This window comes from Microcoleus sp. bin48.metabat.b7b8b9.023 (assembly GCF_013299185.1).
In the GTDB taxonomy this organism is placed as follows: domain Bacteria; phylum Cyanobacteriota; class Cyanobacteriia; order Cyanobacteriales; family Microcoleaceae; genus Microcoleus.
The window spans coordinates 72,621-97,887 of sequence record NZ_JAAFKG010000020.1 but is presented as its reverse complement, the minus strand read 5'-3'; the positions used below and the strand labels follow the sequence as shown (position 1 = coordinate 97,887).

Annotated in this window: 30 protein-coding genes and 1 rRNA gene; 21 read left to right on the top strand and 10 right to left on the bottom strand. The window is 44.7% G+C overall.

Annotated features, from left to right (window positions below):
* Nucleotides 1-30: 30 nt before the first annotated feature.
* The 5 genes from sufR (at nt 31) to QZW82_RS13920 (ending at nt 2,438) form a co-directional block, all read left to right on the top strand.
* On the top strand, nt 31-714 hold the full coding sequence (sufR, locus tag QZW82_RS13940; RefSeq protein ID WP_293149054.1) for an iron-sulfur cluster biosynthesis transcriptional regulator SufR: 684 nt from the start codon (nt 31-33) through the stop codon (nt 712-714).
* Nucleotides 715-845: 131 nt separating this feature from the next.
* Entirely contained in the window at nt 846-1,217 is a 372-nt protein-coding gene (locus QZW82_RS13935; RefSeq protein WP_293149052.1) for a hypothetical protein, read from the top strand.
* Nucleotides 1,218-1,501: 284 nt separating this feature from the next.
* A 5S ribosomal RNA gene (gene rrf, locus QZW82_RS13930) occupies nt 1,502-1,618 on the top strand.
* A gap of 150 nt (nt 1,619-1,768) precedes the next feature.
* Entirely contained in the window at nt 1,769-1,987 is a 219-nt protein-coding gene (locus QZW82_RS13925; RefSeq protein WP_106332875.1) for a DUF2283 domain-containing protein, read from the top strand.
* 40 nt (nt 1,988-2,027) lie between these two features.
* Nucleotides 2,028-2,438, top strand: coding sequence for a transcriptional regulator (locus tag QZW82_RS13920; protein WP_293149046.1), 411 nt, complete (start codon nt 2,028-2,030; stop codon nt 2,436-2,438).
* Nucleotides 2,439-2,548: 110 nt separating this feature from the next.
* Here QZW82_RS13920 and QZW82_RS13915 read toward each other — a convergent pair whose 3' ends face one another.
* Nucleotides 2,549-4,729, bottom strand: coding sequence for a calcium-binding protein (locus tag QZW82_RS13915; protein WP_293149044.1), 2,181 nt, complete (start codon nt 4,727-4,729; stop codon nt 2,549-2,551).
* Between the two features lie 131 nt (nt 4,730-4,860).
* Here QZW82_RS13915 and QZW82_RS13910 point away from each other — a divergent pair, with 131 nt between their 5' ends.
* Both QZW82_RS13910 and nadC read left to right on the top strand, forming a co-directional pair.
* On the top strand, nt 4,861-5,427 hold the full coding sequence (locus QZW82_RS13910; protein WP_293149042.1) for a hypothetical protein: 567 nt from the start codon (nt 4,861-4,863) through the stop codon (nt 5,425-5,427).
* A gap of 215 nt (nt 5,428-5,642) precedes the next feature.
* Nucleotides 5,643-6,503 (top strand): carboxylating nicotinate-nucleotide diphosphorylase, encoded by an 861-nt coding sequence (nadC, locus tag QZW82_RS13905; RefSeq protein WP_293149040.1) that lies wholly within the window; start codon nt 5,643-5,645, stop codon nt 6,501-6,503.
* Nucleotides 6,504-6,955: 452 nt separating this feature from the next.
* On the opposite strand, the gene QZW82_RS13900 is transcribed toward nadC, so the two are convergent.
* Together QZW82_RS13900 and QZW82_RS13895 are read right to left on the bottom strand one after the other, a co-directional pair.
* On the bottom strand, nt 6,956-7,984 hold the full coding sequence (locus QZW82_RS13900) for a C39 family peptidase (protein ID WP_293149038.1): 1,029 nt from the start codon (nt 7,982-7,984) through the stop codon (nt 6,956-6,958).
* A 373-nt stretch (nt 7,985-8,357) separates the two neighbouring features.
* Nucleotides 8,358-9,686: a pitrilysin family protein gene (locus tag QZW82_RS13895; RefSeq protein ID WP_293149036.1), complete on the bottom strand. Its 1,329-nt coding sequence runs from the start codon at nt 9,684-9,686 to the stop codon at nt 8,358-8,360.
* 298 nt (nt 9,687-9,984) lie between these two features.
* Between QZW82_RS13895 and QZW82_RS13890 the strand changes: the two genes are divergently transcribed.
* The 7 genes from QZW82_RS13890 (at nt 9,985) to QZW82_RS13860 (ending at nt 14,308) form a co-directional block, all read left to right on the top strand.
* Nucleotides 9,985-10,491 carry a hypothetical protein gene (locus QZW82_RS13890; protein WP_293149034.1) on the top strand — a complete coding sequence of 169 codons (507 nt, stop codon included), beginning with the start codon at nt 9,985-9,987 and terminating at the stop codon, nt 10,489-10,491.
* A 208-nt stretch (nt 10,492-10,699) separates the two neighbouring features.
* On the top strand, nt 10,700-11,095 hold the full coding sequence (locus tag QZW82_RS13885) for a RusA family crossover junction endodeoxyribonuclease (protein WP_293149032.1): 396 nt from the start codon (nt 10,700-10,702) through the stop codon (nt 11,093-11,095).
* A complete protein-coding gene (locus QZW82_RS13880; RefSeq protein WP_293149030.1) occupies nt 11,092-11,757 on the top strand; it encodes a hypothetical protein in 666 nt (221 codons plus the stop codon). Before QZW82_RS13885 ends, QZW82_RS13880 begins: the two co-directional genes overlap by 4 nt.
* Before the next feature lie 6 nt (nt 11,758-11,763).
* Complete coding sequence (locus tag QZW82_RS13875; protein WP_293149028.1) at nt 11,764-12,636, top strand: ABC transporter permease; 873 nt, start codon at nt 11,764-11,766, stop codon at nt 12,634-12,636.
* 488 nt (nt 12,637-13,124) lie between these two features.
* Nucleotides 13,125-13,334, top strand: coding sequence for a DUF2997 domain-containing protein (locus QZW82_RS13870; RefSeq protein ID WP_194071124.1), 210 nt, complete (start codon nt 13,125-13,127; stop codon nt 13,332-13,334).
* Nucleotides 13,335-13,374: 40 nt separating this feature from the next.
* Complete coding sequence (locus tag QZW82_RS13865; protein WP_293149026.1) at nt 13,375-13,761, top strand: DUF1257 domain-containing protein; 387 nt, start codon at nt 13,375-13,377, stop codon at nt 13,759-13,761.
* Between the two features lie 79 nt (nt 13,762-13,840).
* Nucleotides 13,841-14,308 (top strand): ferredoxin, encoded by a 468-nt coding sequence (locus QZW82_RS13860; RefSeq protein ID WP_293149024.1) that lies wholly within the window; start codon nt 13,841-13,843, stop codon nt 14,306-14,308.
* 166 nt (nt 14,309-14,474) lie between these two features.
* Here the strand turns inward: QZW82_RS13860 and QZW82_RS13855 are convergent, their stop codons facing one another.
* The 6 genes from QZW82_RS13855 to QZW82_RS13830 form a co-directional block, all read right to left on the bottom strand.
* Nucleotides 14,475-14,756: a YiaA/YiaB family inner membrane protein gene (locus tag QZW82_RS13855; protein WP_293149023.1), complete on the bottom strand. Its 282-nt coding sequence runs from the start codon at nt 14,754-14,756 to the stop codon at nt 14,475-14,477.
* 378 nt (nt 14,757-15,134) lie between these two features.
* Complete coding sequence (locus tag QZW82_RS13850; protein ID WP_293149022.1) at nt 15,135-16,223, bottom strand: hypothetical protein; 1,089 nt, start codon at nt 16,221-16,223, stop codon at nt 15,135-15,137.
* 398 nt (nt 16,224-16,621) lie between these two features.
* On the bottom strand, nt 16,622-17,599 hold the full coding sequence (locus tag QZW82_RS13845; RefSeq protein WP_293149020.1) for a hypothetical protein: 978 nt from the start codon (nt 17,597-17,599) through the stop codon (nt 16,622-16,624).
* Nucleotides 17,600-17,656: 57 nt separating this feature from the next.
* The gene (locus QZW82_RS13840) at nt 17,657-18,025 is read right to left on the bottom strand and encodes a hypothetical protein (protein WP_293149019.1); all 369 of its coding nucleotides are present in this window, start codon (nt 18,023-18,025) and stop codon (nt 17,657-17,659) included.
* Nucleotides 18,026-18,086: 61 nt separating this feature from the next.
* On the bottom strand, nt 18,087-18,788 hold the full coding sequence (locus QZW82_RS13835; RefSeq protein ID WP_293149017.1) for a hypothetical protein: 702 nt from the start codon (nt 18,786-18,788) through the stop codon (nt 18,087-18,089).
* Nucleotides 18,789-18,904: 116 nt separating this feature from the next.
* The gene (locus tag QZW82_RS13830; protein WP_293149015.1) at nt 18,905-19,171 is read right to left on the bottom strand and encodes a hypothetical protein; all 267 of its coding nucleotides are present in this window, start codon (nt 19,169-19,171) and stop codon (nt 18,905-18,907) included.
* A gap of 254 nt (nt 19,172-19,425) precedes the next feature.
* On the opposite strand from QZW82_RS13830, the gene QZW82_RS13825 reads away from it, so the two are divergent.
* The 7 genes from QZW82_RS13825 to QZW82_RS13795 all read left to right on the top strand — a co-directional run bounded on the left by QZW82_RS13825 (nt 19,426) and on the right by QZW82_RS13795 (nt 23,296).
* The gene (locus tag QZW82_RS13825; RefSeq protein ID WP_190739559.1) at nt 19,426-19,749 is read left to right on the top strand and encodes a helix-turn-helix transcriptional regulator; all 324 of its coding nucleotides are present in this window, start codon (nt 19,426-19,428) and stop codon (nt 19,747-19,749) included.
* 15 nt (nt 19,750-19,764) lie between these two features.
* Entirely contained in the window at nt 19,765-20,454 is a 690-nt protein-coding gene (locus QZW82_RS13820; protein ID WP_293149012.1) for an ImmA/IrrE family metallo-endopeptidase, read from the top strand.
* 86 nt (nt 20,455-20,540) lie between these two features.
* Nucleotides 20,541-20,891 (top strand): hypothetical protein, encoded by a 351-nt coding sequence (locus QZW82_RS13815; RefSeq protein ID WP_293149010.1) that lies wholly within the window; start codon nt 20,541-20,543, stop codon nt 20,889-20,891.
* Nucleotides 20,888-21,334, top strand: coding sequence for a nucleic acid-binding protein (locus QZW82_RS13810; RefSeq protein WP_293149008.1), 447 nt, complete (start codon nt 20,888-20,890; stop codon nt 21,332-21,334). Before QZW82_RS13815 ends, QZW82_RS13810 begins: the two co-directional genes overlap by 4 nt.
* A 170-nt stretch (nt 21,335-21,504) precedes the next feature.
* Nucleotides 21,505-22,347 carry a YheC/YheD family protein gene (locus QZW82_RS13805; protein ID WP_293149006.1) on the top strand — a complete coding sequence of 281 codons (843 nt, stop codon included), beginning with the start codon at nt 21,505-21,507 and terminating at the stop codon, nt 22,345-22,347.
* A 63-nt stretch (nt 22,348-22,410) separates the two neighbouring features.
* Entirely contained in the window at nt 22,411-22,908 is a 498-nt protein-coding gene (locus QZW82_RS13800; protein WP_293149005.1) for a hypothetical protein, read from the top strand.
* Nucleotides 22,898-23,296, top strand: coding sequence for a type II toxin-antitoxin system RelE/ParE family toxin (locus tag QZW82_RS13795; RefSeq protein WP_293149003.1), 399 nt, complete (start codon nt 22,898-22,900; stop codon nt 23,294-23,296). The genes QZW82_RS13800 and QZW82_RS13795 overlap by 11 nt, the downstream gene beginning before the upstream one ends.
* Nucleotides 23,297-23,318: 22 nt before the next feature.
* Here QZW82_RS13795 and argS read toward each other — a convergent pair whose 3' ends face one another.
* Entirely contained in the window at nt 23,319-25,097 is a 1,779-nt protein-coding gene (gene argS / locus QZW82_RS13790; protein WP_293149001.1) for an arginine--tRNA ligase, read from the bottom strand.
* Nucleotides 25,098-25,267: the final 170 nt, after the last annotated feature.

Sequence of the window (25,267 nt, the reverse complement as noted above, 5' to 3'; positions counted from 1 at the left end):
TCAAAGTCTCAGAAATATTTTTTTGTGAAGATGATGCAGACTCAGCAGACTTCCACTAAACAAGACATCTTGCAGTTTTTGCTCAAGGGGGATAAAGCGACGGCTCTGGAGTTGGCGGAGTCTTTGGATATCAGCCCGCAGGCGATTCGCCGTCATTTGAAGGATTTGGAGGCGGAGGGGCTGATTCAGTATCAGTCGGTTCAGGCTGGGATGGGGCGGCCGCAACACATTTATGAGCTTACCAGTCTGGGGCGCGATCGCTTCCCGAATCGTTATGGCGATTTTGCGGTTTCTTTTTTGGATACTTTGGCTGAGACTGTTGGCCGCGAGCAGGTGATTTCTATCCTGCAAAAGCAGTGGGAACGGAAGGCGATGGAGTACCGCAGGTTGGTGGGTTCTGGTTCGCTTCAAGAGCGGGTGAGCGGGTTGGTGGAGCTGCGGAGGGCTGAGGGTTATATGGCGGAGTTTTATCCTGTGGACGATCGCGATTCTGATTTTAGTGCTCAGGGCGATCGATTTGTGTTTATGGAACACAATTGTGCTATTTCTAATGTGGCTGAAACTTTTCCGAGTGTCTGCGGTAATGAGTTGGAGATGTTTGCGGCTGTGTTGCCGGATTGTTCTGTAGAGCGGACTCACTGGATTATTGATGGGGAACACCGTTGCGGTTATTTGATTGTTGCAAAGAAGGAAGTTCGGCAGCGGATTTTGTAGCGGATGTAGCGGATGTCGGTTCGGCAGCGGATTTTGTAGCGGATTTAACGGATGTTACGGATGTCACGGATTGCCAATAACAAGTAACAAATAACAAATAACAAATAACCAATAACAAGTAACTAATAACTATGGAATCTGATTTTTTAAAGCCGGAAGAGTGCGCGGAAGTTGATATGGCGCTGTTGTCGTCGAAGGAGAAGTTTTCGGCGCGGTTGGCTATTTATGCTTTGAGGGTTCTCAAGCAAATTGCTGGGGAGACTGGTTTGTCTGTGGCCGAGGTGAGCAATCAGCAGGTGATGGATTGGGTGAGGAATGATGAGAGTATTCAGCAGTCAATTCAAGTTGATGCGAGTTTTGAAAACTTTTTTACGAATTTGGTGGTGGCGTCTTTGCGGCCTTTGAGGCAAATTGCGGCAGAATCTGAAGGGGCGATCGAGCAATTAACTGTTAAGCAGGTTGTGGCGTGGTTTGAGAAGGATGCGAAGATTCGCAGAGAGTAGGGTATGGATGCTGCGTTTTTGGATTTGCGAGTTTCATTCTTTGTAGGGGCAATCCCCCCGTGGTTGCCCCGATACCTGAAATGCCCACCTATCGCCTATGGGCTGGGCGGGCACGGGGGCACCGCCCCTACAAAACCTTGGTTGTTCGGACGGCGAACGTCAAAAATATTTCAAAAAGGGGTTGACAAACCTAGGCGAGTTTGGTAATGTAATAAATGTCGAGCGAAAGAGATGCAGCGCATCAAGTTTAACGCAGACACAGGATTCAAAGTTTTCAAAGCTTTCCTGGTGCTTATGATGTAATGGAACCACTCCGATCCATCCCGAACTCGGTTGTTAAACGTTACTATGGCGAAGATACTCGGCGGGTCACTGCCCGGTAAAATAGCTCGGTGCCAGGTTAATAATAAATTAAAGCTCTTTTCCCGCAACAACGGAAAAGAGCTTTAGTTTTTGGGAGTTGTTAGTTTCCTTTAGGGCTCGGCGGTTGAAACCGCTTCTACACAAACGAAGTCCGCCTTCGCGGACTGAAGAATAAGAGGTAAAATTTAATGAAGATTAGTTATGATTCCGAAATTGATGCTCTCTACATTAGACTTGTAGAAGGTAAGCATCAGTGCCGCACTTTACAGTTAACTGACGAAATTGCTTTAAATATTGGGGAAAATGAGTTATTGGTAGGGATAGAAGTTTTAGATGCTACACAGGTTTTAGGTAGTGGAAATGTACCTAATGTAGTGCTAGAAAATATAGCTTTTACCGTAGCTTAAATAGGTAAAGCAATCGCTACCTATGCAAATCTAAGTAAGGATGAGTGGAAAAATGATCCGTACTTTTGATGCAAAATTTTATACAGATTTACTTGTTCGGTATCAACCAAAACCGATCGCAAATGAAGCAGAAAATGATGCCGCGATCGCTCTTGCTTGCGAACTGGAACACGGCCCGATGCGATCGGTGGAGGAAGAGCTATTTCTGGAGCTTTTGATAACGCTGATTGAAAAATTTGAGGCTGAAAATTATCCAATCCCCGCAGGTAATGCTGCTTCAATGTTGCAACATTTAATGGATGCGAGAGATTTGGACAAATCCGATCTGATTCCTGTTTTGGGAACGGAAACAGAGGTTGAGAAAGTTTTTGTTAGTGGAAGGGCGATCGAAATAGATGAAGCCAGAAAATTAGCTGATTTTTTCCAAGTGGATATTAGTTTTTTGCTTTAAGTGCGATCGCAGTTATCGGTTGGGAAGGGCGGGTTGATTAATATTATCGATGGGTGGCAAAAATTATCGATGAACCCGCCCATACAAATTTTATTCAATATCGATCGCCCTTAAACCAACTCTACATCACAATAACTGGAAATGGGCCCATCACGTAATCCACCATCAAGACCAAAATTTGTGAAATTTGCAATAGAATTTAAGTCACGATTGCCACTTCTAGCTGAAACGCTCACGAATTGACCTGATGTAATACAGTCCCCAAAAGCGTTTGGCTTGTTTCGTATTCCAAAACTTATCGTGCCACTGGAAGATGAAACGGGAATGATTTTGGTTTGTGTTCCACTCCCTGTACTAAGTTCTACGAGAAAATTGTCTATGTCGTTTATTGGATCGCAGTATGTCAGTGTGTATTGTGCCGTTTGTCCATAGGGGATGCGATCGGGTATCAAATCTACTTTAATGTTTAAAGCTCCTCCTAAACAAGTTGGTGCTGGTTCAGGAGTAGTCGCAGGTTTGTCGCAAAAGTCAAATGGAAAATTATACTTTTTAGTAAGAAACTTTCGGATCTGAGGCAAAAAATTGGTTTGAGAAGGTTCAGTCGGCTCCTCCTTCCCAAATGAATCAATGAGATCCTTGGTAGATGAAGATAAATCTAAAGTACCTCCTACAGCATTTTCTAGGTCTTCAGCAAGTCCTGCGGATTTGAGAGCTTTTTCAATTCCTATTCCCTTCAATTGGTCAATGACCGCATCACCAAGGTCTTTATCGCTACCTGTAAGAAGTTTGCAACTGTAGTCAATGACTGTCAATGCCGTTGATACTCCCTTCAATCCTAGTCCAATAGCGTCAAGTGATAAGCTAGTTCCCCCGCTAGGAACAGCAAACAATAAACCAGTAACTACTGCAACGTTAGCAACAAAATCCACCACTTTAGCCACTTTGCCAATTCCTTCACAGAACTTTTTAAGCGGCTCACAATTTGTCGCAAAATCTGGCCCAACTGGGGGAGGAGTAACTGGTGGCTCAGGATTAGTAGGTACGGTCGGCTCCAGTGGCAGAGGAACAGTTACAGTGTCAATAATCTGACCATCTTTGAGCCGCGATATAACACCTCGATCCGGCTTTCCAGGTTCTTTACTCGGTTGATTCTCAACTCGTACAGTTTCATTAGATCCTTCAACAGTAATATCCGCCCTTGTACCATCTCGATTCAAGCGCGTTGTACTACCACGAACACCCGTTGTACGATTGGGTACAAATATAACTGATTCTACGAAACGTCCATCAGCATCATCTTGAAAAACTACTGTATATTTGCTACCATCACTAGCTGGAAATTCCATCTGAAATTTGTTATCAGATAGCTTTTTAACTTCCGGTAAATCAATTGTGACTTTATCTTCAGGACGATCGGGTTCCACATCATAAGGTCTGAAACGACCTTTTAAATCATCTGGTGTCACTCCCAAAACAGTACCTAACAAAGCCCCTGTTGCGGCTACTTTAATATCCACAGCCGAACCACCAGCAGGCTGCACTTTCGACTCCAAAACAATATCGGATTCCTTAAGATTTGTGCTAAGTCCGATGAAATCGATCGTTCTTTGAAAGTCGGTGATTAAGTCAAACGTAGGAGAGCCTAAAGCCGCCTCAGAGCGCAGAAAAAATAGATCTTGACCCGCACCACCAGTCAGGGTGTCATTGCCCAAATCGCCAATCAGGAAGTCATTGCCATCTTGCCCATTGATAATATCGTTACCGCGACCACCCCGCAAAAAGTCGTCTCCGCCTCCACCGAAAATTACGTCATTACCAGAATTTCCATTGACACCATCGGCACTTTCACCACCCTGCAAAGTGTCAGCACCCGGACCGCCAAGCAGACCGTTTTGGCCCGTACCGCCACTGAGAAAGTCGTTTCCCAAGCCGCCGTACAGCAAATCATCACCACCTCGGCCCTCAATTCGGTCATTTCCTTCGTCGCCATAGATGATATCCCCGGATTCCGAGCCTGTAATGGAATCTGCACCTCCTAAGCCTCGCAAACCGCCCAAGAGAGTATCGAGCAAGCCAAGAGGAACCGTAAATGTGTCACTTTGCTCAGTTAAAATGTATGCACTACCATCGGCAGAAAGCGATCCAATGCCGACTTGAGAACTCGATCGCCCAATATCGCCATCAGCACTACCGGAGATAAAGTCCTTTCCTGTGTTACTATCCAGAAAGTCTTGCGCGCTGCTACCGTTCAGTATGTCATTCTTGTCCAGCAAAGCTAAATTGTCAGGCATATAATATTATTCTGTGTTTGTGATTTAAGAAATCTACCTCACCTGTCTCATCTATGTCATCGCTGAAAAAGCCCGAAAAAGACTGAAAAAGCCCGAAGTTTCCCCAACTTTATATTTTATTCACTTAACCCATGCAGCCCAACGACGATCGCCCGTTGCAAGCCGTCCCTGACGATAACGAACTGCTGAAATTGGTCGATGGTCTAATATTTGAGAAAACAGGCAAACATCTCAACACGCTGCAACGACTACTGTTTCAGGGAATGTATGATGGCAAAACCTACGAAACGATCGCCCGCGACACCCGCTACACCACAAAATACGTCCGAGAAGTCGGCTACAAGCTACTCAAAACTCTCTCCGCAGTGATGGATGAAGAGATGCAAAAAGGCAATCTCAAAGCTGCGATCGATCGCAGAAATATCAGCAATACCTCAAATTTTGGTAGAGATTATATTCATCAATACGTCGAATACGTCCACACCCTCAACCTCAAACCCTGTGCTTTTTCGCCTAACAACTCCGACAACGATCCCCCCACTGAATCCAGATTTAAAACTCAGATCGAACGGCTAGAAATTGATGTCGCTGATGTTGTTTGTAAATTGCACAGTCAAGGTATCCAACCATCTCAAATCGCTCAGTTGCTTGGTTTGCCGGATGCGGTAATCGACAAAATATTGCGTGAATTATCATAAATAAGGGCGATCGCCCAAAATCGCACTAATCATCATTCTGCAACTTGCCTAAAATTACGCGATCGACTATTCTTCCTAATAGCAGTCCTAGACGCACGGGTAGTCAGAAACCGGGTTTTTTCCGAGATACTTTGTTACAGCCCGATTCTCTGGCAAAAACCCGGTTTCTTGGGTTTTGATGCGTAATTCCTATTGATATAACAACCGACAAAAACATGAAAGCAATATTGCCACCTTGGATAGTTTTAGACTCCCTATTGCACAACTGGCTGCTAGAAGATATCGGTAGGGGCGATCGCACAACATCGGCCTTATTCCCCGCAGCCAGCATCCAGGGTACTGCTAAATGGATAGTCAAAGAAGCTGGAGTTATAGCCGGATTGCCGATCGCACATCGCACTTTTAAACTTTTAGACAGCAGCCTCAGTTTCATCCCCCAAGTACCAGAAGGGAAACTGTGCGAAAAAGGAGAAGTAATCGCCGAGATTTCCGGCAATTTCGATGCGCTGCTAACCGGAGAAAGAGTAGCATTAAACTTGGCAATGCGTTTGAGCGGCATTGCTACTTTAACTCAGAAATATGTTGACAAAATTGCCGATTTGCCCGTGCAATTAGTGGATACCCGCAAGACAACACCAGGATTGAGATTGCTGGAAAAATACGCGACTCAAGTCGGCGGTGCTTGCAATCACCGCATGGGATTGGATGATGCGGTGATGGTGAAAGACAATCACATTGCGGCGGCTGGGGGAATTGCTGAGGCGATCGCCCTTATTCGCAATTCTATCCCCTATCCCCTGACGATCGAAGTTGAAACAGAATCTCTGGCTGAAGTGGAGACAGCTCTTCAGCACAAGGCGGATATTATCATGTTGGATAATATGTCTTGTGATTTAATGCGGCAGGCTGTGGCAATAATTCGCGAAAAGGGCGATCGGGTAAAAATTGAAGCTTCTGGGAATGTTACTTTGGAAACGATTCGGAGTGTCGCGGAAACCGGAGTTGATTATATTTCAACCAGTGCTCCAATTACGCGATCGACTTGGCTGGATTTGAGCATGAAAATTAATAGTTAATGGTTATTTGTTGTTAGTTGTCGGTTGTTATATCAAATTTGGTGACATCGGAATTAATGTGTTATGTTAATTCCGGTGGCATCGGAATGATTTTGAACCACAGAGAACACAGAGAACGCAGAGGAAGAGAAGAGAGAGCGGATTTCATACTTACCCACACTCAGAATGACATCATTACTTTGAAATGCGTCCAAGACTATATTTGTTAGTTGTTACTAATAACAAATAACCAATAACTGATGACTTTTCCGGTGGCATCGGAATGATTTTGAACCACAGAGAACACAGAGAACGCAGAGGAAGAGAAGAGAGAGATGAATAATTATGATTAAGAGCGAATTTCATATTACTACACTCAGAATGACATCATTACGTTAAAATGCGTCCATAACTATATTGGTTAATTGTTACTAATAACAAATAACAAATAACCAATAACAAATAACCAATGACTACTTCGAGATAAAATGCACCCAAAAATTCCCGTCAGCCATACAAACGCTGCGGATTAAGCGATAGGAATAGTGCAAGTAAGAACCGCTGACAGTTGTGTCATAACCCGTGGGGAACCATTCGCCGTAGGGATCGTGCACGAAGAATCCGTCGCTGTCGTAGCCTGTGGCAACTATAATGTGACCGAAGGATGTAAAGTATCCGTGGATGACAGCCGGATTTCCGCTGGCGAGCCAATCTTGAACGTCATCAATCGTTGCATTCTCGGTAAAGTAATCTTGAGCGCCGTAATCTCTAACAATTTTGGCTAAATCTCTGGGTTCCCAGCGACTGTAACCTTTGTCGATCGCATATTGGTAGAGTTCATCTTCATATTGTCCGGTTTTTTGGCGCCGGGGAACTCTCAAAAAGTCCAAACACATCGCGATGGAAGTAACATTGCAAGAACCTGTAGGATTGTACAAGTTATCCATTTGCGATCGATAAGGAATGCCAAGTCTGACAGTCGGCGGATTCGGTTTGGGATAAAGCAAAACGCCGTCTAGAGTAACTTGAGCGTGTAAACCGTAAACATACCAAATCCCTGAACCTTTGAAAGACTCGTTGCGGAGAGCTACTCTAATGTGACCCCGAATCGGAGCAAAAGCTAGAAGTTCAAACTGTTTTCCCGCTGGGATTACTTGTTTTTCCGCTTCCTGAAGTTGAGATGACGCCAGCGGTTTTGATTTAAAAATGGTGTCTTTGAGGATTTTCAGGATCGGGCGAGGTGTCGGAATGTCCGCCGGTTTGGCTTCGATCAGCTTTTGGGCTGTGATTGCTCCCAAAAAACCCGGTTCCCCGCACTTCATTAGGGTTTGAAATCGGTGGAGGGCTGCGGTAGAAAGAGGGCCAAAGATGCCGTCTACTGGAGGTTTCAGTAAACCTAGGTCAATGAGGCGACTTTGAATTTGACGGCTGAGTTCGTTGTCAGCAGCGATCGCCCTAGAATCATACCTAATTTTTGACTTGAGAAAGTTTTGTAATTTCATGATTCCCTGCGCGCTTCAATGATTCCAAGTTTATCCTCTCAGAAATTTACGGCAATTTTACCGATCGCCCGCACCTTAAAAACTTTGTATTCATGATTCGATACAAATCTTTAAGGCGACAGCCGATCGAACTTGATATCGTGTCCGATCGATGGATCGCAATAAGATTGCTTCGTAGTACGGACTTTAGTCCGCAACTTAAGAGCGGACTAAAGTCCGTACTACGAACCTTTTTTTGTGACGATCGTAGATCGGACCTGATATGACGGAGTATTCTCTAATCTAAGATGACGATAATTTAACTTTTTTGTGCCGTTGCAAGTCTCCCTAGCTTAGCCATGAAACGATTGCGCTGTTTAGCAAAAAGTCGATTTTATGCTTCGTTGGGGCGAATTACCACCACACCCATCGCATCGGGAGACAGGTATTTGACGGCGGCTTCCCGGATATCCTCCGCAGTTTGAGCTTGGATGCAGGCTGCGTAGTTGAGGGCGGGAGCGATATCTCCTACCATCGACTGATAGTAACCGTACAAACTTGCTCGATCGCTCGGAGTTTCGTTACCGAAGATAAACCGATTTGCTACTTGGGTGCGGATGCGGGAAATTTCGGCATCTGTCACGAGTTCGGTTTGTAGAGTGCGGATGTGTCCGACGATGGCTGCTTCCACTTCTTCTATATGTTCTGTCGCTAGTTGAGCAGAAATCGAGAATACACCGCCCAGTCGCTGAGTCATGTTGCTGACAGAAATTGACGAGACTAGCCCTCTGTCTTCGCGCAAATCCTTAACCAAGCGAGTTGTGCGCCCGTGGCCCAAGACTGTCGCCAAAACGTCGAGGGCATAGGTTTCAGACATTTCCACGAAACCGGGCACCCGCCACATGACAATCAGTCGGGCTTGCTGAAGTGCTGAGTCTACAAATTCGCGGCGGACTGTTTCGGTAAATGGCGATTCTTGGCCGTAGTTGAGAATTTCCGATTCTGGGCTAAAGCTGCTGACAGCGGGCAGATTGATGCTGCTGTTTTGGGCTGTGCTTTTGGCGGCAAAACTTTCTGCGACAATTTCAATTAGTCGATCGACCGGCAAATTGCCTACAGCGACGGCTGTCATCGCCCCTGGCTGGTATCTGGTGCTGTGGAAATCCCGCATTTGTTGGGCGGTAAGATTTTCGATAACGGAAGTCGGGCCGAGTACGGGTCGTTTGTAGGGTAGGACTTCAAAGGCTAATTGCATCGATCTTTGATAGGTGCGGCGGCGCGGATTGTCTTCCGATCGTCTAATTTCTTCCAATACTACCAGCCGTTCGCGATCGAAAGCGTCGTCGGGAATGCTGGCGTTGAGCAAGACATCGACTTGCAGCGGGGCTAGTTCGGCAAAATCTTTAGGAGCTGTCGTGATGTAATAGTTCGTGTAATCTTGGCTGGTGGCTGCATTGGTGACAGCGCCCCGTTGCTCGATCGCCCGCTCAAATTCTCCGCTAGGAATACTCGGAGTTCCCTTAAAAATCATATGTTCTAAAAAGTGCGCCATGCCGTTGATTTCGTCGGATTCGACGGCTGAGCCTAAATTCATCCACACGCTGAGGTTAACGGCATCGACCGGCAAATGTTCCGCTATAACTGTGAGGCCGTTGGGAAAATGGCGCACTGTTGGGGCGTTGAGGGGCGATTTGGAGGAGGCTTTGAGTAGGGTTGATGTCATGCGCTTTTAAAATTATCTTCTTCTCTATATCTTAAAGGGTATTGAAGGAAGTCATCAGTGATAAGCAGGCGATCGACTGTTGGCTGGTGGGCCGTGGGGAGCGGTGAGGGGGCGATCGGGTAACACCAGATACATAATATTCTCTGTAGGCATGATATGATAGACTGCGTCGCAACTTGTTTACCAATTGCTCAAGAGTGTAATTGATAAACTTGGAGTCTTTTGTAAGTCAGGGCGATCGGATTTAGCGGCGTTGATATTTATGTGGGTTGTCAAGTCAAACGAGCAAAAAAAAATCATGAGCCAAAATTATCGCAAATTCAATCACCCTAAATTGGGTTTTCTCTTAGGTCTTGCTATTGCTTTAGTAGTACCAACTCTAGCTGCTTCTTCACCTGCTGCACCTCCCAAACCTACTACTCGTACAACCGAGGGATTTCGATGCCAACTAATGTACGGATTTTCAGCCAAAAACTATAATGACTTAATTACTATTGGCAAGCGCACTGAGGAACCTACAAGCCGTTTTTACATTTCCTCTTCAAATCCCAGATCTATTACCTGTAAAATCATTAATAACCCAGGTGAAATCAAATTAGCTTACGGTTTACCTGACAACTCTAATTTGATTCGTGTATCTGTCAAAATTTATGTGGATGGTGAACTCAGAAACACTTTAGATTTTGGTCGTGGTGAGGCTATACGTGAGTCAATAGATATTACGGGTGCGTCGGGGTATACCATCGATTATAAAGTTATTTCAGCCAATGGTGCAGATTATATCTATAATTTGCCTAAATCCTGAGTTTTTTTAGGTGGCAGTAAAAGATAAAAAATTAAAATTGGCTGAGCAGCTTAATATTTAAATATTAAGCTGCTCAGCCAATTTTAGAGATAGAATTATACTAGATTAGTACAATCAACAAAAATAATTTTTACAACTGTAAAAATTAAAGTTATGTATGAAGTTATCCTTTAATTCCTGCTTTCATATTTAAGTTTCGGAGTTCCCAATGCAATTTGAGTTTCTGATTCCAAGACGCCCTGTATCTTTGCAAACTAGGCAGAGAAGAAAGCTACAGGATTGGCAAACATTTGTACGTGCAGAAGCATCAAAAACTTGGGTAGGAACTCCTTATTCTGGAAACGTTCATTTAACTTTAGTTTATCTCTATGATACAGACCCTGTTGACACAGACAATATAATAAAACCCATACAGGACGCATTAATTGGGTTAGTTTATGAGGATGATTCACTTGTCACAGATGTGGAGTCCCATCGTCGATCGCTTAGTGACACATTTAAGATTGCTCTATGTCCATTATTGTTGCTGGATGGCATCAGATCTGGCAGTGAGTGCGTCTACGTTAGAATAAGTGAATCAAAAGCATTGGAGAGTTACTTATGACTGCTAAATTGATACAGAACACATCAGTGTCTAAAATTGCTGAAAAATATCGACAAGAAGGCTATAGAGTATTTGTTGAGCCTGAACCGGAAGACATCCCTTTCAATTTAGGCACATATCGCCCAAATTTAATTGCCAAAAAGAACGAAGCCGAAGGTTATATAATCGAATTCAATGCTTCTGGCAGACAAAAATCCATAGACAGGTTGAAAGAAATTGCTGAAATAGTCTCTGAAAAAACAGGCTGGCGTTTCTTGTTAATTACTGAAGAAGATGCTTTACTGAAAGACGAAGCCAAGGAAGTAAATCTCTTATCTTGGGAACAAATTTTTAGTAGAATAACACAGAGTGAACGCCTAATCTCATTGGGAGAAAATGAAGGGGCTTTTTTGTCACTTTGGGGAATATTTGAAGCACTCCTGCGTAGACGGGCCCAGGAGGCTATTATTCCAATTGAAAGATTTCCCACTGTATCTCTGATTAAACATATGTATTCGCAAGGAGAACTTTCAATCGAACAGTACGATCGCGCTATGCTACTTTTAAACGTGAGAAATCGATTTATTCATGGATTTGAAGCGCCAGAAGTCAATGAGTCTGTATCTGAATTGCTCGCCCTTGTCCATGAATTAATCAGTTTATGGGTACCACACGGATTTTAGATGGTAATGAAACAGCAAAAATCGCTGAACAGCTTAATATTTTCACAGCCTGCTTGGCAGCGATTTGCCCGATCGACATCTGGGAAAATCGGCTTAATTTTGACTCTAGCGCTGATTGTTGTGGCAGTGTTAGCCCCCCTAATTTACCCTTACAATGCTGCGGTCGATCGCGATTATTTATCCCGCTTAGTGGCTCCTAGCGTCAAACATTGGTTCGGAACCGACAGTTTGGGGCGAGATTTGCTAGTGCGGGTGTGGCACGGATTGGGGATATCTTTGCTCGTCAGTCTGGTTTCTGTGGGTGGGGGATTATTTGTGGGAACTCTGTTGGGACTCTTGGCTGGGTATTTTCGCGGATGGGCTGAAGTGGCGATCGGGATTTTGGCAGATATTTTGCTAGCTTTTCCTTCGATCTTACTGGCGATCGCCATTGTTACCGTCACCGGGCCCAGCTTGCAAAGCGTAATTATCGCTGTCAGCATCGTGCAAATACCGATTTACATCCGCCTCACTCGCAGCATGGTGCTGTCACTGCGAGAACAAGAATTTGTCTTAGCTGTCAAAGCCTTGGGCGCCAGCGACTTGCGGATTATTTTTCGCCACATTTTGCCGGGAAGTCTCGCCCCGCTTGTTGTACAAGCAACTCTTTCCACAGGTACAGCGACGCTAGAAGCTGCTGGTTTGGGTTTTCTAGGTTTGGGCGCGCAGCCGCCAGCCCCAGAGTTGGGAACGATGCTTTCCGATGCTTTCAAAGGCGGATACGCTCTTTCGTCTCCTTGGACTATTTTGTTTCCCGGTTTGCTGATCACCTTAACAGTTCTGGGTTTCAACCTTTTAGGCGACGGGCTGCGAGACGTTTTAGACCCTAGAGGGAATTAGATGGGGAGAGGAAAGAGGGGGAGAGGGGGGAGAGGGGAAAGAGGGGGAGAGGGGGAGAGCTGACAGGTGTAGGTTTTCCCCTGGCAAAACCCAGCAAATCCAGACAGTGCAACGGTTTTGGAAAGTGGCTTACTGGAAGCATCAAACTCTTATGGGATAAGGCTTTTACTAAAAAACCTGCACCTGTCAGGAGGGGGAGAGGGGGAGCATTTATACTTGTGTCTTCAAAATCAAAAATCTAAAATCTAAATATAGATTGGCTTGACTGATGTCACAATGTACGCGAAACTTTACATACAACTGATGTATTGCTTCTACCTATTAATAACTTCTGTTAAGTTGTGACTCAAAACCTATCAATTAGTCAAAATTGATATAGCGGTTTTTTTAGTCCGCCAACTCTCAAGAAGCGACTTCAGGAGGCATCGTCCCACGCGAAGCTGGTGTCAGTGTCTGATTTCACTATTCCTATTCAGTCAGCCCGGATTATGGAAACACTAGAATTTGTCATTTATCCAGATGGCCGCGTACAGGAAACAGTCACCGGCATTGTCGGTGCTTCCTGCGCTGAGGTAACGGCAGCAATTGAAGCCCAGCTCGGTGTGGTGCTTCATCAAGAGTCAACATCTGAATATTTCGCGCAAGTGCTGCATCAGTCAGCCGAAGCGACGGCCCAAGTGGCTTTTAGCGATTGGTAATCTTTTTTGTTCAGTTCACTTAAATTTTTTTGGAACCACCATGTCACACTTTAGCCAAATTAAGACCCAGATCCGCAATTTGAATTCTTTGGAATCTGCTTTAACTGACTTGGGTATCGACTGGAAGTCCGGCCCGACTGAGGTGCGCGGCTATCGCGGCCTCACCAGCACTGCTGAGGTGGTGATTGAGCAAGAAAACGGCTATGACTTAGGTTTTAGCTGGAACGGGACTGAGTATGAATTGGTGGCTGACTTGCAGTTTTGGCAGCAAGCTTGGTCTGTCGATCGTTTTCTGAATAAGGTGACTCAGCGCTATGCTTACCATACTGTGGTGAATGAAAGCGCTAAGCAAGGTTTCCAAGTTTCTGAGCAAAAGCAAAATCAAGACGGTTCGATCCGCCTGGTGGTTCAGCGCTGGTGCGCTTAAGAGTTGTTGGAGATTTTTACAATTTTGTTTCATCTAAAGTCCGCCCAGGCGGACTTATTTATTATTGTGAGGGATCTAAATGTCTGAGCTTTCTGGACTCGGAATAGATACAGCAGGCGATCGCACTGGTTTAGAGCCTGAGTTGGGCGGATTTTTGCGAGATTCACCCGATCGCACTGGTTTAGAACCGGAGTTGGGCGGCGTCTTGCGCCAAAAAGGCGTCTATGTTGATGAGATTACCTGCATCGGCTGCAAGCACTGCGCCCATGTTGCTCGCAATACTTTCTACATTGAGCCGGATTACGGGCGATCGCGGGTAGTCCGACAAGACGGAGATTCCGAAGAGTTGATTGCTGAGGCGATCGACACTTGTCCGGTAAATTGCATTCACTGGGTTGACTACACTGAGCTCAAAAACCTCGAAGAAGAGCGCAAGGATCAGGTGATTCCTGTAGTTGGTTTTCCCGTGGATATGGCTACAGTTCAGGCGGGTGTTCGCCAGCGCCAAAAGGCTAAGGGCGATCGTCAGTTCAAAAACAGTCATTAAAATCCACCATCAAAATCCACAGCTTGAAACCTGTGGCGACAAAAACAAAGCCCGCCTGCGCGGGCTATTTTTATACAAAATATAACTTGCTCCGACTCTTAGTCCGCGGAGGCGGACTTCGTTTATGTAGCCGCGGTTTCAACCGCCGAGTCAACCGCCGAGTAACTTATTTCAAAGGATGGTGATCTGCGAGAATTTTCTCAACTCTAGCCTCATCAATTCTCGCAGTCAATCTAGTTGCCTCATTGTTATCCCGAATCGTTTTTGCTAAAGTAAAAGACGAACCAACCGAAAAAGTTAACCCCATACCCACGAAACTTTTTACCCAGATATCTACGGGCAGATAAATGACACCTATAGCCGTAGTGGAAATGGCTAGAATAAAGGAAACCCAGCACTGTAAAATCCAAGCATTAGTATCTCTTTGACGTACAATTTGTTGCTGCATAATGCCTCTATCTAAAGTATATCTTTTGGTTAATTAACTTCAAGAATAGAGAGTATAAATGAAGCGATCGGGAGAGATAGGGACAGTTTGGATAAGTGCACAGGGCGATCGGGCTTTAAACTAAAAATTAGAACGCTGTAGATAGGTTTTAGCCTAAAGCAACACACGCAGCCAGTGGACAGTTTAGAAACTCTACTCAAGAAAGCTACTTTTTCCTCAAAATAGCGTAGGGCGCGCAATACGTAAACTGCGCGCCCTACTTCTCCCAGTCCGCGGAGGCGGACTTCGTTTTTGTAGCCCCGAATTCCATTCGGCGGGCTTCTTTGTTTGTGTACCCGTAAACTCCCCGAATTCTATTCGGCGGGCTCTTCTTCCGCTCTACTTATTTTTCTGCTGAGTCTTAGCTTGTTCGATCGCAATTTCCCTCACAGCTTGGAAAGAACTCAAATTCGACGAACCCTCAATCGCCTTCACCGCCAAATCTTGAACCTGTTTCAAAGCAGAATCAAGCTGTTTCGACAAACTCGCAATCCGCGATTCCTGATTTTGAATTGTCTGCAACATTCCTTGAATTTGCAATTCATAATTTTGCTTTTGTCCCTCGATATCCTTAGCCGACAAATCAGCTTTAACCTTAGCTTGATAATTGCCAATATTGCGACCATTATCTTTCCCATTCTTGATATTAGCTTCCAGTTCCTTCGGGAAAGCTTCCACCTTAGCTTTAACTTCCGCAGACAATTTTTCCCGTTCCGAAATGGATTTTTCCCGTTCCGCCCACTGTTTCTCCTGTTCCTGACGAAACTCTTCAATTTCTTGATACAGCCTTTTCTGACGCTGTTCGTATTCTTCGATATCCAAATCTCGCTGAAGATTCAGATCGTAATCATACAACTCTTCATCGCGATCGCGAGTTTTTTCCTGATTCTCATTGCGTTCTATAACCGCCAACTTTTGCAATTCCTGCTCTTTTTCCCAAGCCAGACGCTGTTCCAGCAATTCCTGTTCAACAGTATCGCGCTGTTCGGTGAGTTCGTTAGTAAAAGTTTTCGCACTTTCTTCGTACTGCTGAATTAAATTATCCAGTGTATCTTCAGCAACATCTTCTAAACCGTGTAACTCTTGCAGTTGTTGAATTTCCTCGCCCACTGTGCACCGCAATTCTTCCAGTTTAGCAGCTTCTGAAGTTAGTTTTTCCGACAACTCGCTGACAGCGCCACCAAAGCCAAATTGCAGCAAGATTAAATTATCAATTGTGGACTGCATTTTTTGTTGAGTTTGAGTTAAAGCCATTGGTTTTTGTGCCTCCACAATAGGTTTTTCTGGTGCTGGTGCTGCTGCTGATTGCTTTGGAGAAGCATTTAGCTGTTTGATTTGCAATTCTAACGCAGCTTTTTCTTGCGCGGCTTCCTTGTACGCTTCTAAGATTTCAGCCTTAGTGCTTTTGTCCGTAAGTTTTTTGTTCATGGCTTTTCATTTGTTAATATTTGGGAATTAGGTTCGTAGTCAGGACTTCAGTCCTATTAGGTTCGTAGTCAGGACTTCAGTCCTATTAGGTTCGTAGTCAGGACTTCAGTCCTATTAGGTTCGTAGTCAGGACTTCAGTCCTATTAGGTTCGTAGTCAGGACTTCAGTCCTATTAGGTTCGTAGTCAGGACTTCAGTCCTATTAGGTTCGTAGTCAGGACTTCAGTCCTATTAGGTTCGTAGTCAGGACTTCAGTCCTATTAGGTTCGTAGTCAGGACTTCAGTCCGAAAGTTTTGAGAAAATAAGGACTTGCATTCCGATGCTACGAACCCGGATGCGGACTAAAGTCCTCACTACGAACCCGGATGCGGACTAAAGTCCTCACTACGAACCGGGTTTTAAGCTTTGCTCGCAAAAGCTTTCATTGCCAAATCTTGTGCTTGCTTCATCGTAGCTTGCAGTTGTGCAGAAATTTCGGCAATTTGTTCAGTTTGACGCGCAATAGTTTGCTGTAAAGATTGTACTTTCAACTCATATCCCTGCTTGCTTCCTTCCCATTCTTTATCCGCTAAATCTGCCTTGACTTTAGCTTCGCGGGAAACTTCTTGAATTGCTTCTTCTTTGGCTTTGATGTAAGCCTGTTTGAGTTCTTCTTCAAATCCCGCAGCTTTGGTCTGATTCTTTTCAAACTCCGCTTGATTGTCGCTCAGGACTTTTTCTCTTTCGGCCCAGTTTTTGTCTTTTTCGCGGGTAGACTCTTGCAATTCCCGTTCTAGTTTGCGCTTCGTTTCTTCGTATTCGTCGGTTTCAATTTTGCGATCGCGCTGCAATTGGTATTGATAATCTGCCGCTTCCTGCTGGCGCTGTTTAGTTGTGAATGCAGTTTTTTCGGAAACTGCGGTGTCAAATTCTTGCTGTTCTTTTGCCCAAATTTTGCGTTTTTGGGTCGTGTCTTTTTCGATAATTTCGCGCTGGTTCGCAGCATTTTGTTCGAGTAAAGTCAATTTTTCTTGATGCTCTTGAGTTAAAATGTGGAGGGCATCTGCTACAACTCGAATTTGCTGCAACTCCTGTAATTGTTCAGCTTCAATGTCGATCGCCTTTTTTAACTCATCTAATTTTGCAGATTCCGCCTTCAGTTTTTCGGAAAGTCCGCTGGTGATGCTGCCGAAATCTAATTGTAAGTCTGCCAAGCCTTTGACAATGCTGTCAATTGTGTAGGTAGATGCGACTTCGAGGAGTTGTTTGTTTTTAGCTTTTTCGGCTGATTGTTCTTTCGTTTCGACTTTAGATTCAATCTTTTTCTTTTCAGCTAAAATCTGCTGAAAATTTTGCAAAATTTTGGCTTTGCTATCTTTAACATTTGCCAATGTCATAATGCTTGTTGCTCCTGATTTTAACTTTTCGAGACCTTGTTTCTAAGACGTGTTGAACTATCCTAAGTTCCGGAGTTGGCTGAGAATAGATCGATATTTTTTGGCTGCATTTGGTGGGAAGTTTGGATGATTGCTCTCAAGAGATTTGAGAATTTTTTTACAGCGAGCGCACCGATTGGATTGCCAGCACTCGCAATCGTCAACTATACTTACAAGTGTGTCTTTAAGCAGTTGATTTTCCGAGAGCAAAGCTTGGTAATTTCGCCGGATAGATTCGGCAACTACACTCATGTGCTGGAAGTCTTCGGTGAGACTTTCGATGTCGTTAACTGTATCTGCCCGAATTTGGTCGAGTAGCTCGCAATTTTCTCGCAAACGGCTTTCTTGCAGGTTTGGTTTGGTTTTAATTTTCGTTAATTTCTTCATTTTACTTTTCGCTGTCACAGTTACGGAAAAGGCGCGATTGAATCGCGCCTTTTCCACAAAATTAGAACAAGTCAGCAGTTGCTCTGTCTTCCGCTGATGGTAGGGACATATTACCGTTGGAATTCAAAGCAATAGCATCGCTTTCACCGTTGGCGTGAGCGGCCATCAAGGACGCAACTTGTGCTGCTGGTAGGTTGTCTAAACAAATCATAGCCCTGGTTCCTTCCAAGTCAATCATCCGCGATTGATTGCTCAGATCGGATAAAACTGCTGCTGCTTGATCGATAACTCCCCAGTCTTTCCGCTCCATCCACGACCATTTTAAACTGTAGTAATTGATCGGTTTTACTACTCCGCTGTCGTCGGGTTTTTGACCGGAATGTTTGACAAATTCGGGGATAAATATTCCAGTTGCTGGCTCTACGCCGCGTGATTGAACTGATGCGACTAAACGGTTAAAATCGTTCAAGCTGCGGTTTTTGATGTAGGTCACCATGACAACTCCTTGGGGCAGTTCGCCTGTTTCTGCGACGAACCAAAGTTGACCCCAAAGTGTGTGAGAAGTTTGACCGAGGGAACCGAAGAATTTGGCAAATTTGAGGATGGTGATCGAACACTTGGAACCGTAGTCTGTGTCGCCGATCGCCCATTGGCCACTTTGGCAATTGTTGCGAACTGCGATCGGAATTTCTGGTACTAGCAAAGCATTGGTTGGTTTGGCTCCAAATACTGAAAATGTAGGTCTTTCTTTTGTAGTAGTCATTGTTCGTTTTTCCTTGGTTATTTATTGATTTACTGACTATGGGGAATTGGCAATTGCTAATCCGCTACATCCGTTGCATCCCGTACATTGCTCGTTGCCGAACTTCCTTCAATTGATTACCGAATGAGATGTGTTGTGGCTTTTGGTTCTGGATATGTGTACTCAAGCAGCGCCTCTTGTTGAGCTTGAATAATTCGCAGCGCGGTGAGCAAATGCTCTAACGTTTCTAAGTGCGCTGGGGTGAAGTGGATGCTGAAGCCTTCGCCATCCCGTGCGTAGCCCGGACAAACCAGTGAGGCCGAGCTTTGTTCTTCGTGGGTGGCGATGTATAGCCAGTCATCGTCTTCGAGCTTGTAATGCGTGTCTGTCCAGGTTCTCAGCATTTGCTATCTGTTCCTCCTTAATTTGCTGCGTACAAGCGTTTTGACGCCCAGCGCCGATCGCTCCTCTAAAGTTAATGGTGCTATATCTAGTGTTTTGTCTGGATATTTTGCACCCTCAACCATACCCGTGTGGTTAATTTGGTTGATTAAACCGTCAACTAAACCTATGGTAGCCTGTGTTGATTTTCCCGTCAAGTGTTTTGTTGAACTTTTGATCAAAACAGGCTAGAATGCCTGTCAGGAGGCGAAAAACCGTGGAACAAACATTTGGAAGACTGATCCGTCAAGCTCGCAAGGACAAGGCTTACTCACAACGTGAGCTAGCTGGTATGTTAAGTGTGGATTTTACTTATTTGTCGAAGCTGGAGAACGATCGCGCCGATTACGCACCAAAAGAGGAGGTAATTCGAGCATTAGCGCGGAATCTAGATATCAACGAAGAGGAATTGATTTTTCTGGCGGGGAGACTGCCTCAACAGTATGAAGCGCTGCTGAAGCAGAATCCGAAGGAAATGCAGGCTCTTTTCCGGCGGATGCAAGAAAATCCAGATTGGCTCAAACAATCTTTTGAAGCGTAACAGAGGCCTATCACAGTGAGTATTTTTAAACCGTATTGCTTCTATCCCAAAGAATCGATCGAGCGTTTGGCAAATGACATCCTGATGCAGATGCAGAAAACGCAAAATTTTGCTCCGAAATGGCCTTTTGAAGCGACAACGGTGGCTGATTTTCTGGACTTGGGCGTAGTCTGGGACTGCATTGAGCCGGATGACGAAGGTGCGATCGCCGCCAGGATTTTACCCCAGCAGCGGTTAATCGAAATCAACGAATTGATTCTCGAAAAACCGCCGGGGTTCATCGAATCGACGATCGCCCACGAAATCGGCCATTGGGTGCTGCACGTCAATCAAGACGAAGCAGACGGGACTGCGAAACAGTTGGAACTCAACCTGGGCGATACAGAAAAAACCGTTCAGGATGTCGAGGAACCGTTTGTGTGTCGGGGCGCGGGTGCTGATAATAAGGTTTTGTCGATCGAATGGCAAGCCCAATATTTTGCAAGTTGCTTGTTGATGCCTCGATGTATTTTGGAGGAAAAAAGACAGGGACGGGATTTAACCAAGTGGTCGCATTTATACAAAATGAGAGATGAATTGGGAGTGAGCATTTCCAATTTGACCAACCGCTTGCAAGAGTTTGGCTGGATTTACATTCCCAAGGGAACCCGCGAGATTTATGCCGGGAAAGAGGCAGCAAACGGACAGCAGCGGTTGTTTGGTTGAGAATGCCAGAATTTGAGATGCGAGAATTGCGATCGGTTCTCTAAGCTCAAATCTTTAAAATCACTTTCACGCAAGGAGGCACCAAAATGGAAACAAAACTCGTAGCAGACTTGACAGTTGCAGAACTGCAAGCGATAATTCTCCAAACCAAACGAGTATCCGACTTAACCGTTGAAGAACTGAAGGCGATCGTTACGGAAGTAGTAGATCGGCGGTTAACTTATTGGCTAAATTTAGTCAATAAAAATCCATCACCTGTGCTTCCTCCCCGCACAAAAGAAGAACAAATGGAGAGAAATTTAGCCGCAATTGAGTGGTTAGATAAATGGTCACAAGAAGGAGACGCTGAGGAACAGACAGAGACATTTGAATACTTGCAAAAAGCATTAGATGAAGACCGCCTGTCATCACAGCGACTTTTATTTCAAAAACAATGATTGTATTATTAGATTCTGGCCCTTTAGGAACATTGACAAATCCCAAAGGGTCGGCTGTGACAGTCGAATGCCGGATGTGGGTGCGCTCTTTGTTGCTCAAAGGTTACAGGGTGATTTTACCTGAAATAGCCGACTATGAAGTAAGGCGAGAGTTGCTGCGTGCAAATAAACTGGCAGGAGTTAGACGGCTTGATGACTGGAAAGAAAGGCTTGAATACTTGCCAATAACCACACCGATGATACTCAAGGCGGCTGAGTTGTGGGCGACATCGCGTCAAGCAGGAATGCCAACAGCAGACTCCAAAGAATTAGATGGAGATGTGATTTTAGCTGCTCAAGCTATACTGGCTGGTGAAGGTGGAGAAACAGTTGTAATTGCTACAACAAATGTCGGGCATTTGTCGCGATTTGTGGATGCTCGCCAGTGGAAAGATATTCAGTAATTCTTCTTGCTTCCTGCTGTGGTACAGTAGGAATGAAAAAAATCAGGGACTGCGCGTGGGGCTAGAAACCGGGTTTCTACGAGTTTTGCCAACACTGATGAAAAATAGTCGAAGAAACCCGGTTTCATCAGTCAGCGCGCCAGTCCTAAATAATTTATACTGGGCAAATTATGCAGACAAATATCAGTCTGATTCTCGAAGCTTGTCAAGAGTTAAATATCAGTTATGAAATCATCGCACCAAACCAAAACTTAGTTAGAATCAAACTGAACGGTCAAGACTATTATTTTGTTAATTTCAGTATGCCGTTTAACAACGAGCAAATCGTACACATATTTAAAGACAAAGAATATACATATCACTTGCTAAAAGGCAAGATTAAAACTCCTCAAACTATAGGATTTCTATCGCCTTTTTGCGAGGAAAAGTATCACAAATATTTAGAGTTTAAAGATTGTGCAGAAATTGCAGCAGAAGTTGGCAAAACATTTTCGCTTCCTGTGATTGTGAAAAGAAATCGCGGTTCCGCTGGAAACAATGTATTGCTTTGTGAAACGAAAGAGCAAGTTCAAGCAGCGATCGCAACTGTATTTAATATCAATAGCAAAGATTATGACTATGTTTGTCTAGCTCAAGAGTACATTGATATCCGACACGAATATCGGGCGGTTTTTTTCAATCACAAGCTGGTTTTGCTGTATGAAAAAGATAAATCAGACGCTAAATTTGCGGGGAATTTAAGCCCGCTGCACTGGGATGGTGCAAAAGCTAAGCATATTACCGACTCAAAGATTATTTCGGAAATTGAAAATTTTGTCCGCCCTGTTTTTGAAGAGATTAAGATTAATTATGCCGGGTTTGATATCGCCTTAGATACAAAGGGGAAATACTGGTTAATTGAAATTAACTCAAGTCCTAATTTTGAGATTTTTGTGAGAGATAACGATCGCCAAATTGCGGTAACAATGTTCAAAGGCATCTTGGAGAGCTTGGTTGTTAACAAAAGGCCGTAAATGCTCAATTTGAGGAATGCGCTATAATTTACTAAATCCAATTCTGAAAAAAAAGTAACAGCAATGACAGCACAAGTGTTAGAACTAGAGGGAACGTGGGAAGAGATTCTCGCCCAAGCAGCAAAATTTTCTGGACTCAGAGTTCGCATCATCGTTCTTGCTGAGGAAGATGAAGAGGTACTCCCATCTCCCGAAGAAAGTTTTCGGCAAGCATGGCTGGAAATAAAGACCGGGAAAACTAGACCTGTATCGGAACTGTGGGAAGGTATTGATGCAGCGATCGAGATAATTGAGTCTTTGCCAGAAACTTTACAGCAGCAAGCAGTAGAAGACTTGAAAGAGTATATTGAAGAATTAAAAGATGAGCTTCGATGGGAAGAATCTTTCAAGAAAACGCAACCGCAACTTGTGGCTGCTGCCCAACGCGCAAAACAAGAAATGCTTCTTGCTGATGAAACGCTAAAGTCAGCAGAAGAGTGTTTTCGTCAAGGATGGTACGAAGCAATGACAGGGCAGACTATAACGCTTGCTGAACTTTGGGAGGGAATTGATGCAGAATAATCCTCCTTTAAGGCAGATTATACCTACACGAGAATTTAAACGCGACTTGCGGACTCTCTCTAAAAAGTACCGCCATATTCGATCGGATGTTCAGCCGATTATTGAAAAACTGCAAGCTGGAGAGTTGCTGGGAGTTCCAATACCTGGGACTGGTTACGAGATATTTAAGGTGCGTGTCAAAAACAGCGACATTCAAAAAGGAAAAAGCGGTGGATATAGATTCATTTACTATCTTCAAACAATGACAATGGTAATCTTGATTGCTATTTATTCAAAATCAGAACAATCAGATATTGCCTCAGATCGAATTTTAGAAATTATCAGCGGTTTTAATGAGTTGATTGAAAACTCAGGAGAAACAACAGAAGAAATACAAGATGAGGACTAAAGTCCTCACTACAAACTTTATATTACATTCTCTCTAATACCTGAATTCCCAACAACTCCAAACCCAACTTCAAAGTTCTCGCCGTCAAATCGCACAAAATTAATCGCGAAGTCCGCAACGGTTCCTCAGCTTTCAACACCGGACATTGTTCAAAAAATTGATTGAATTTTTGACTCAATTCAAACAAATACTGACAAATCCGATTCGGCAACAAATCGCCCCCAACAGCATTTACAACTTCATTGAACTGCAACAAATGCTTGGCTAAAACTAACGCCGCATCCGACTCTAAAATAACTTTTGCATCTGCATCTAAGTTGTCAAAATCAATCTCACCTTTGCGCCGAATTCCCTGCACCCGCACGTAAGCATACAGCATATAGGGAGCGGTATTTCCTTGCAAAGCCAGCATTTTGTCGTAACTAAAAGTGTAATTGCTCGCCCGGTTTTGACTCAAATCGGCATATTTGACTGCACTCAAACCAACTACGTGAGCTACATTAGCTATAAACTCTTCTGTTTCATGTCTTTTCTCATCTTCCAATCTTCGTTCCAAATCTTTCCGCGTGCGGACGATCGCCTCATCGAGCAAATCCTGCAACCGTACTGCCTCCCCAGAACGAGTTTTCAATCTTTTGCCGTCTTCTCCCAATACCAAGCCGAAGGGAATGTGGACAATCTCGACATCTTCGGGAATCCAACCGGCTTTTCTGGCGACTGCAAATACTTGGGCGAAATGGTTGGCTTGTCCCGAATCGGTGACGTAAATCAAGCGTTTTGCGCCGTCTTCTTCGATCCGGTAGCGCACTGCTGCTAAATCGGTGGTGGCGTAGTTGTAACCGCCGTCGGTTTTTTGGACGATTAGCGGCAATGGTTCGCCTTCTTTGTTGGTGAAACCGTCTACAAAAACGCATTTCGCGCCGTCACTTTCTACTAGCAAACCGAGATTGGTTAAATCTGCGACTACTGCGGGTAATAAAGGATTGTAAAAGGATTCGCCACGTTCGGTTAGTTTGATGTCTAGCAAGTCGTAGATGACTTGGAATTCGCGGCGGGATTGATCGCACAGCAGTTTCCAGGCGCGGCGGGTGTCTTCGGCGCCGGCTTGGAGTTTTACTACTTCTTGGCGGGCGGTTTCTTTGAAGGTTTCGTCTGCGTCGAAGCGCTGTTTTGCTTGGCGGTAAAATGCGACTAAATCGCCTAAGTCTAGGGCGTCTGCGGTGGTGAGGGCTTCGGGGTGAACTTCCCGCAGGTAGGCGATTAGCATTCCGAATTGGGTGCCCCAGTCGCCGATGTGGTTGATTCTGATTACGTCGTGGCCTTGAAATTCGAGGGTGCGGGCGATCGCATCTCCGATGATTGTCGATCGCAAATGTCCGACGTGCATTTCTTTGGCGATATTCGGGCTCGAAAAGTCGATCGCGATTCTCTGAGGCGTTTGAGTCGGTGAAATCCCCAAACGGGTGTCGGTGGCGATCCTCTTCGAGGGCTTCGCTAACGCGCTTATCTGCGCTTCCAAATAAGCCGGTTTCAGCTTCAAATTGATAAACCCCGGGCCGGCGATTTCTGGGGTTTCGCAGATGTCGGCAATATCTAGATTTTCGACGATCGTAGAGGCGATCGCCCGCGGTGGCTTACCTAACTTTTTGCCCAAACTCATCGCCGCGTTGCACTGAAAGTCCCCAAACTTCGGATTATTCGCAGGCGCTAGCATCAGATCCGTATCGGCATAACTCTCGCCGAATGCCGAGGTGAAGGCTTTTTCAAATCTTGTTTTTAACTGTTGGGCGATCGAGTTCATCTTTTATATTTTGATTGGATGTTTATTTTAAACTCTAGATTAAGCACTTTGTGCCAATAATATTCTTACAACTCAGGCAATTTCCCTCTCTCCCCCTCCCCCTCCCCCCTTCTCTCCCTCTCCCCCTCTCCCTCTCTCCCCCTCTTTCCCTCTCTCCTATTCTTGCCGAT

What these genes read in the sequence shown, in the direction of transcription:
- sufR (WP_293149054.1), top strand. Translation starts at nt 31, where the DNA reads ATGATGCAGACTCAGCAGACTTCCACTAAACAAGACATCTTGCAGTTT.
- QZW82_RS13935 (WP_293149052.1), top strand. Translation starts at nt 846, where the DNA reads ATGGAATCTGATTTTTTAAAGCCGGAAGAGTGCGCGGAAGTTGATATG.
- QZW82_RS13925 (WP_106332875.1), top strand. Translation starts at nt 1,769, where the DNA reads ATGAAGATTAGTTATGATTCCGAAATTGATGCTCTCTACATTAGACTT.
- QZW82_RS13920 (WP_293149046.1), top strand. Translation starts at nt 2,028, where the DNA reads ATGAGTGGAAAAATGATCCGTACTTTTGATGCAAAATTTTATACAGAT.
- QZW82_RS13915 (WP_293149044.1), bottom strand. Translation starts at nt 4,729, where the DNA reads ATGCCTGACAATTTAGCTTTGCTGGACAAGAATGACATACTGAACGGT.
- QZW82_RS13910 (WP_293149042.1), top strand. Translation starts at nt 4,861, where the DNA reads ATGCAGCCCAACGACGATCGCCCGTTGCAAGCCGTCCCTGACGATAAC.
- nadC (WP_293149040.1), top strand. Translation starts at nt 5,643, where the DNA reads ATGAAAGCAATATTGCCACCTTGGATAGTTTTAGACTCCCTATTGCAC.
- QZW82_RS13900 (WP_293149038.1), bottom strand. Translation starts at nt 7,984, where the DNA reads ATGAAATTACAAAACTTTCTCAAGTCAAAAATTAGGTATGATTCTAGG.
- QZW82_RS13895 (WP_293149036.1), bottom strand. Translation starts at nt 9,686, where the DNA reads ATGACATCAACCCTACTCAAAGCCTCCTCCAAATCGCCCCTCAACGCC.
- QZW82_RS13890 (WP_293149034.1), top strand. Translation starts at nt 9,985, where the DNA reads ATGAGCCAAAATTATCGCAAATTCAATCACCCTAAATTGGGTTTTCTC.
- QZW82_RS13885 (WP_293149032.1), top strand. Translation starts at nt 10,700, where the DNA reads ATGCAATTTGAGTTTCTGATTCCAAGACGCCCTGTATCTTTGCAAACT.
- QZW82_RS13880 (WP_293149030.1), top strand. Translation starts at nt 11,092, where the DNA reads ATGACTGCTAAATTGATACAGAACACATCAGTGTCTAAAATTGCTGAA.
- QZW82_RS13875 (WP_293149028.1), top strand. Translation starts at nt 11,764, where the DNA reads ATGAAACAGCAAAAATCGCTGAACAGCTTAATATTTTCACAGCCTGCT.
- QZW82_RS13870 (WP_194071124.1), top strand. Translation starts at nt 13,125, where the DNA reads ATGGAAACACTAGAATTTGTCATTTATCCAGATGGCCGCGTACAGGAA.
- QZW82_RS13865 (WP_293149026.1), top strand. Translation starts at nt 13,375, where the DNA reads ATGTCACACTTTAGCCAAATTAAGACCCAGATCCGCAATTTGAATTCT.
- QZW82_RS13860 (WP_293149024.1), top strand. Translation starts at nt 13,841, where the DNA reads ATGTCTGAGCTTTCTGGACTCGGAATAGATACAGCAGGCGATCGCACT.
- QZW82_RS13855 (WP_293149023.1), bottom strand. Translation starts at nt 14,756, where the DNA reads ATGCAGCAACAAATTGTACGTCAAAGAGATACTAATGCTTGGATTTTA.
- QZW82_RS13850 (WP_293149022.1), bottom strand. Translation starts at nt 16,223, where the DNA reads ATGAACAAAAAACTTACGGACAAAAGCACTAAGGCTGAAATCTTAGAA.
- QZW82_RS13845 (WP_293149020.1), bottom strand. Translation starts at nt 17,599, where the DNA reads ATGACATTGGCAAATGTTAAAGATAGCAAAGCCAAAATTTTGCAAAAT.
- QZW82_RS13840 (WP_293149019.1), bottom strand. Translation starts at nt 18,025, where the DNA reads ATGAAGAAATTAACGAAAATTAAAACCAAACCAAACCTGCAAGAAAGC.
- QZW82_RS13835 (WP_293149017.1), bottom strand. Translation starts at nt 18,788, where the DNA reads ATGACTACTACAAAAGAAAGACCTACATTTTCAGTATTTGGAGCCAAA.
- QZW82_RS13830 (WP_293149015.1), bottom strand. Translation starts at nt 19,171, where the DNA reads ATGCTGAGAACCTGGACAGACACGCATTACAAGCTCGAAGACGATGAC.
- QZW82_RS13815 (WP_293149010.1), top strand. Translation starts at nt 20,541, where the DNA reads ATGGAAACAAAACTCGTAGCAGACTTGACAGTTGCAGAACTGCAAGCG.
- QZW82_RS13810 (WP_293149008.1), top strand. Translation starts at nt 20,888, where the DNA reads ATGATTGTATTATTAGATTCTGGCCCTTTAGGAACATTGACAAATCCC.
- QZW82_RS13805 (WP_293149006.1), top strand. Translation starts at nt 21,505, where the DNA reads ATGCAGACAAATATCAGTCTGATTCTCGAAGCTTGTCAAGAGTTAAAT.
- QZW82_RS13800 (WP_293149005.1), top strand. Translation starts at nt 22,411, where the DNA reads ATGACAGCACAAGTGTTAGAACTAGAGGGAACGTGGGAAGAGATTCTC.
- QZW82_RS13795 (WP_293149003.1), top strand. Translation starts at nt 22,898, where the DNA reads ATGCAGAATAATCCTCCTTTAAGGCAGATTATACCTACACGAGAATTT.
- argS (WP_293149001.1), bottom strand. Translation starts at nt 25,097, where the DNA reads ATGAACTCGATCGCCCAACAGTTAAAAACAAGATTTGAAAAAGCCTTC.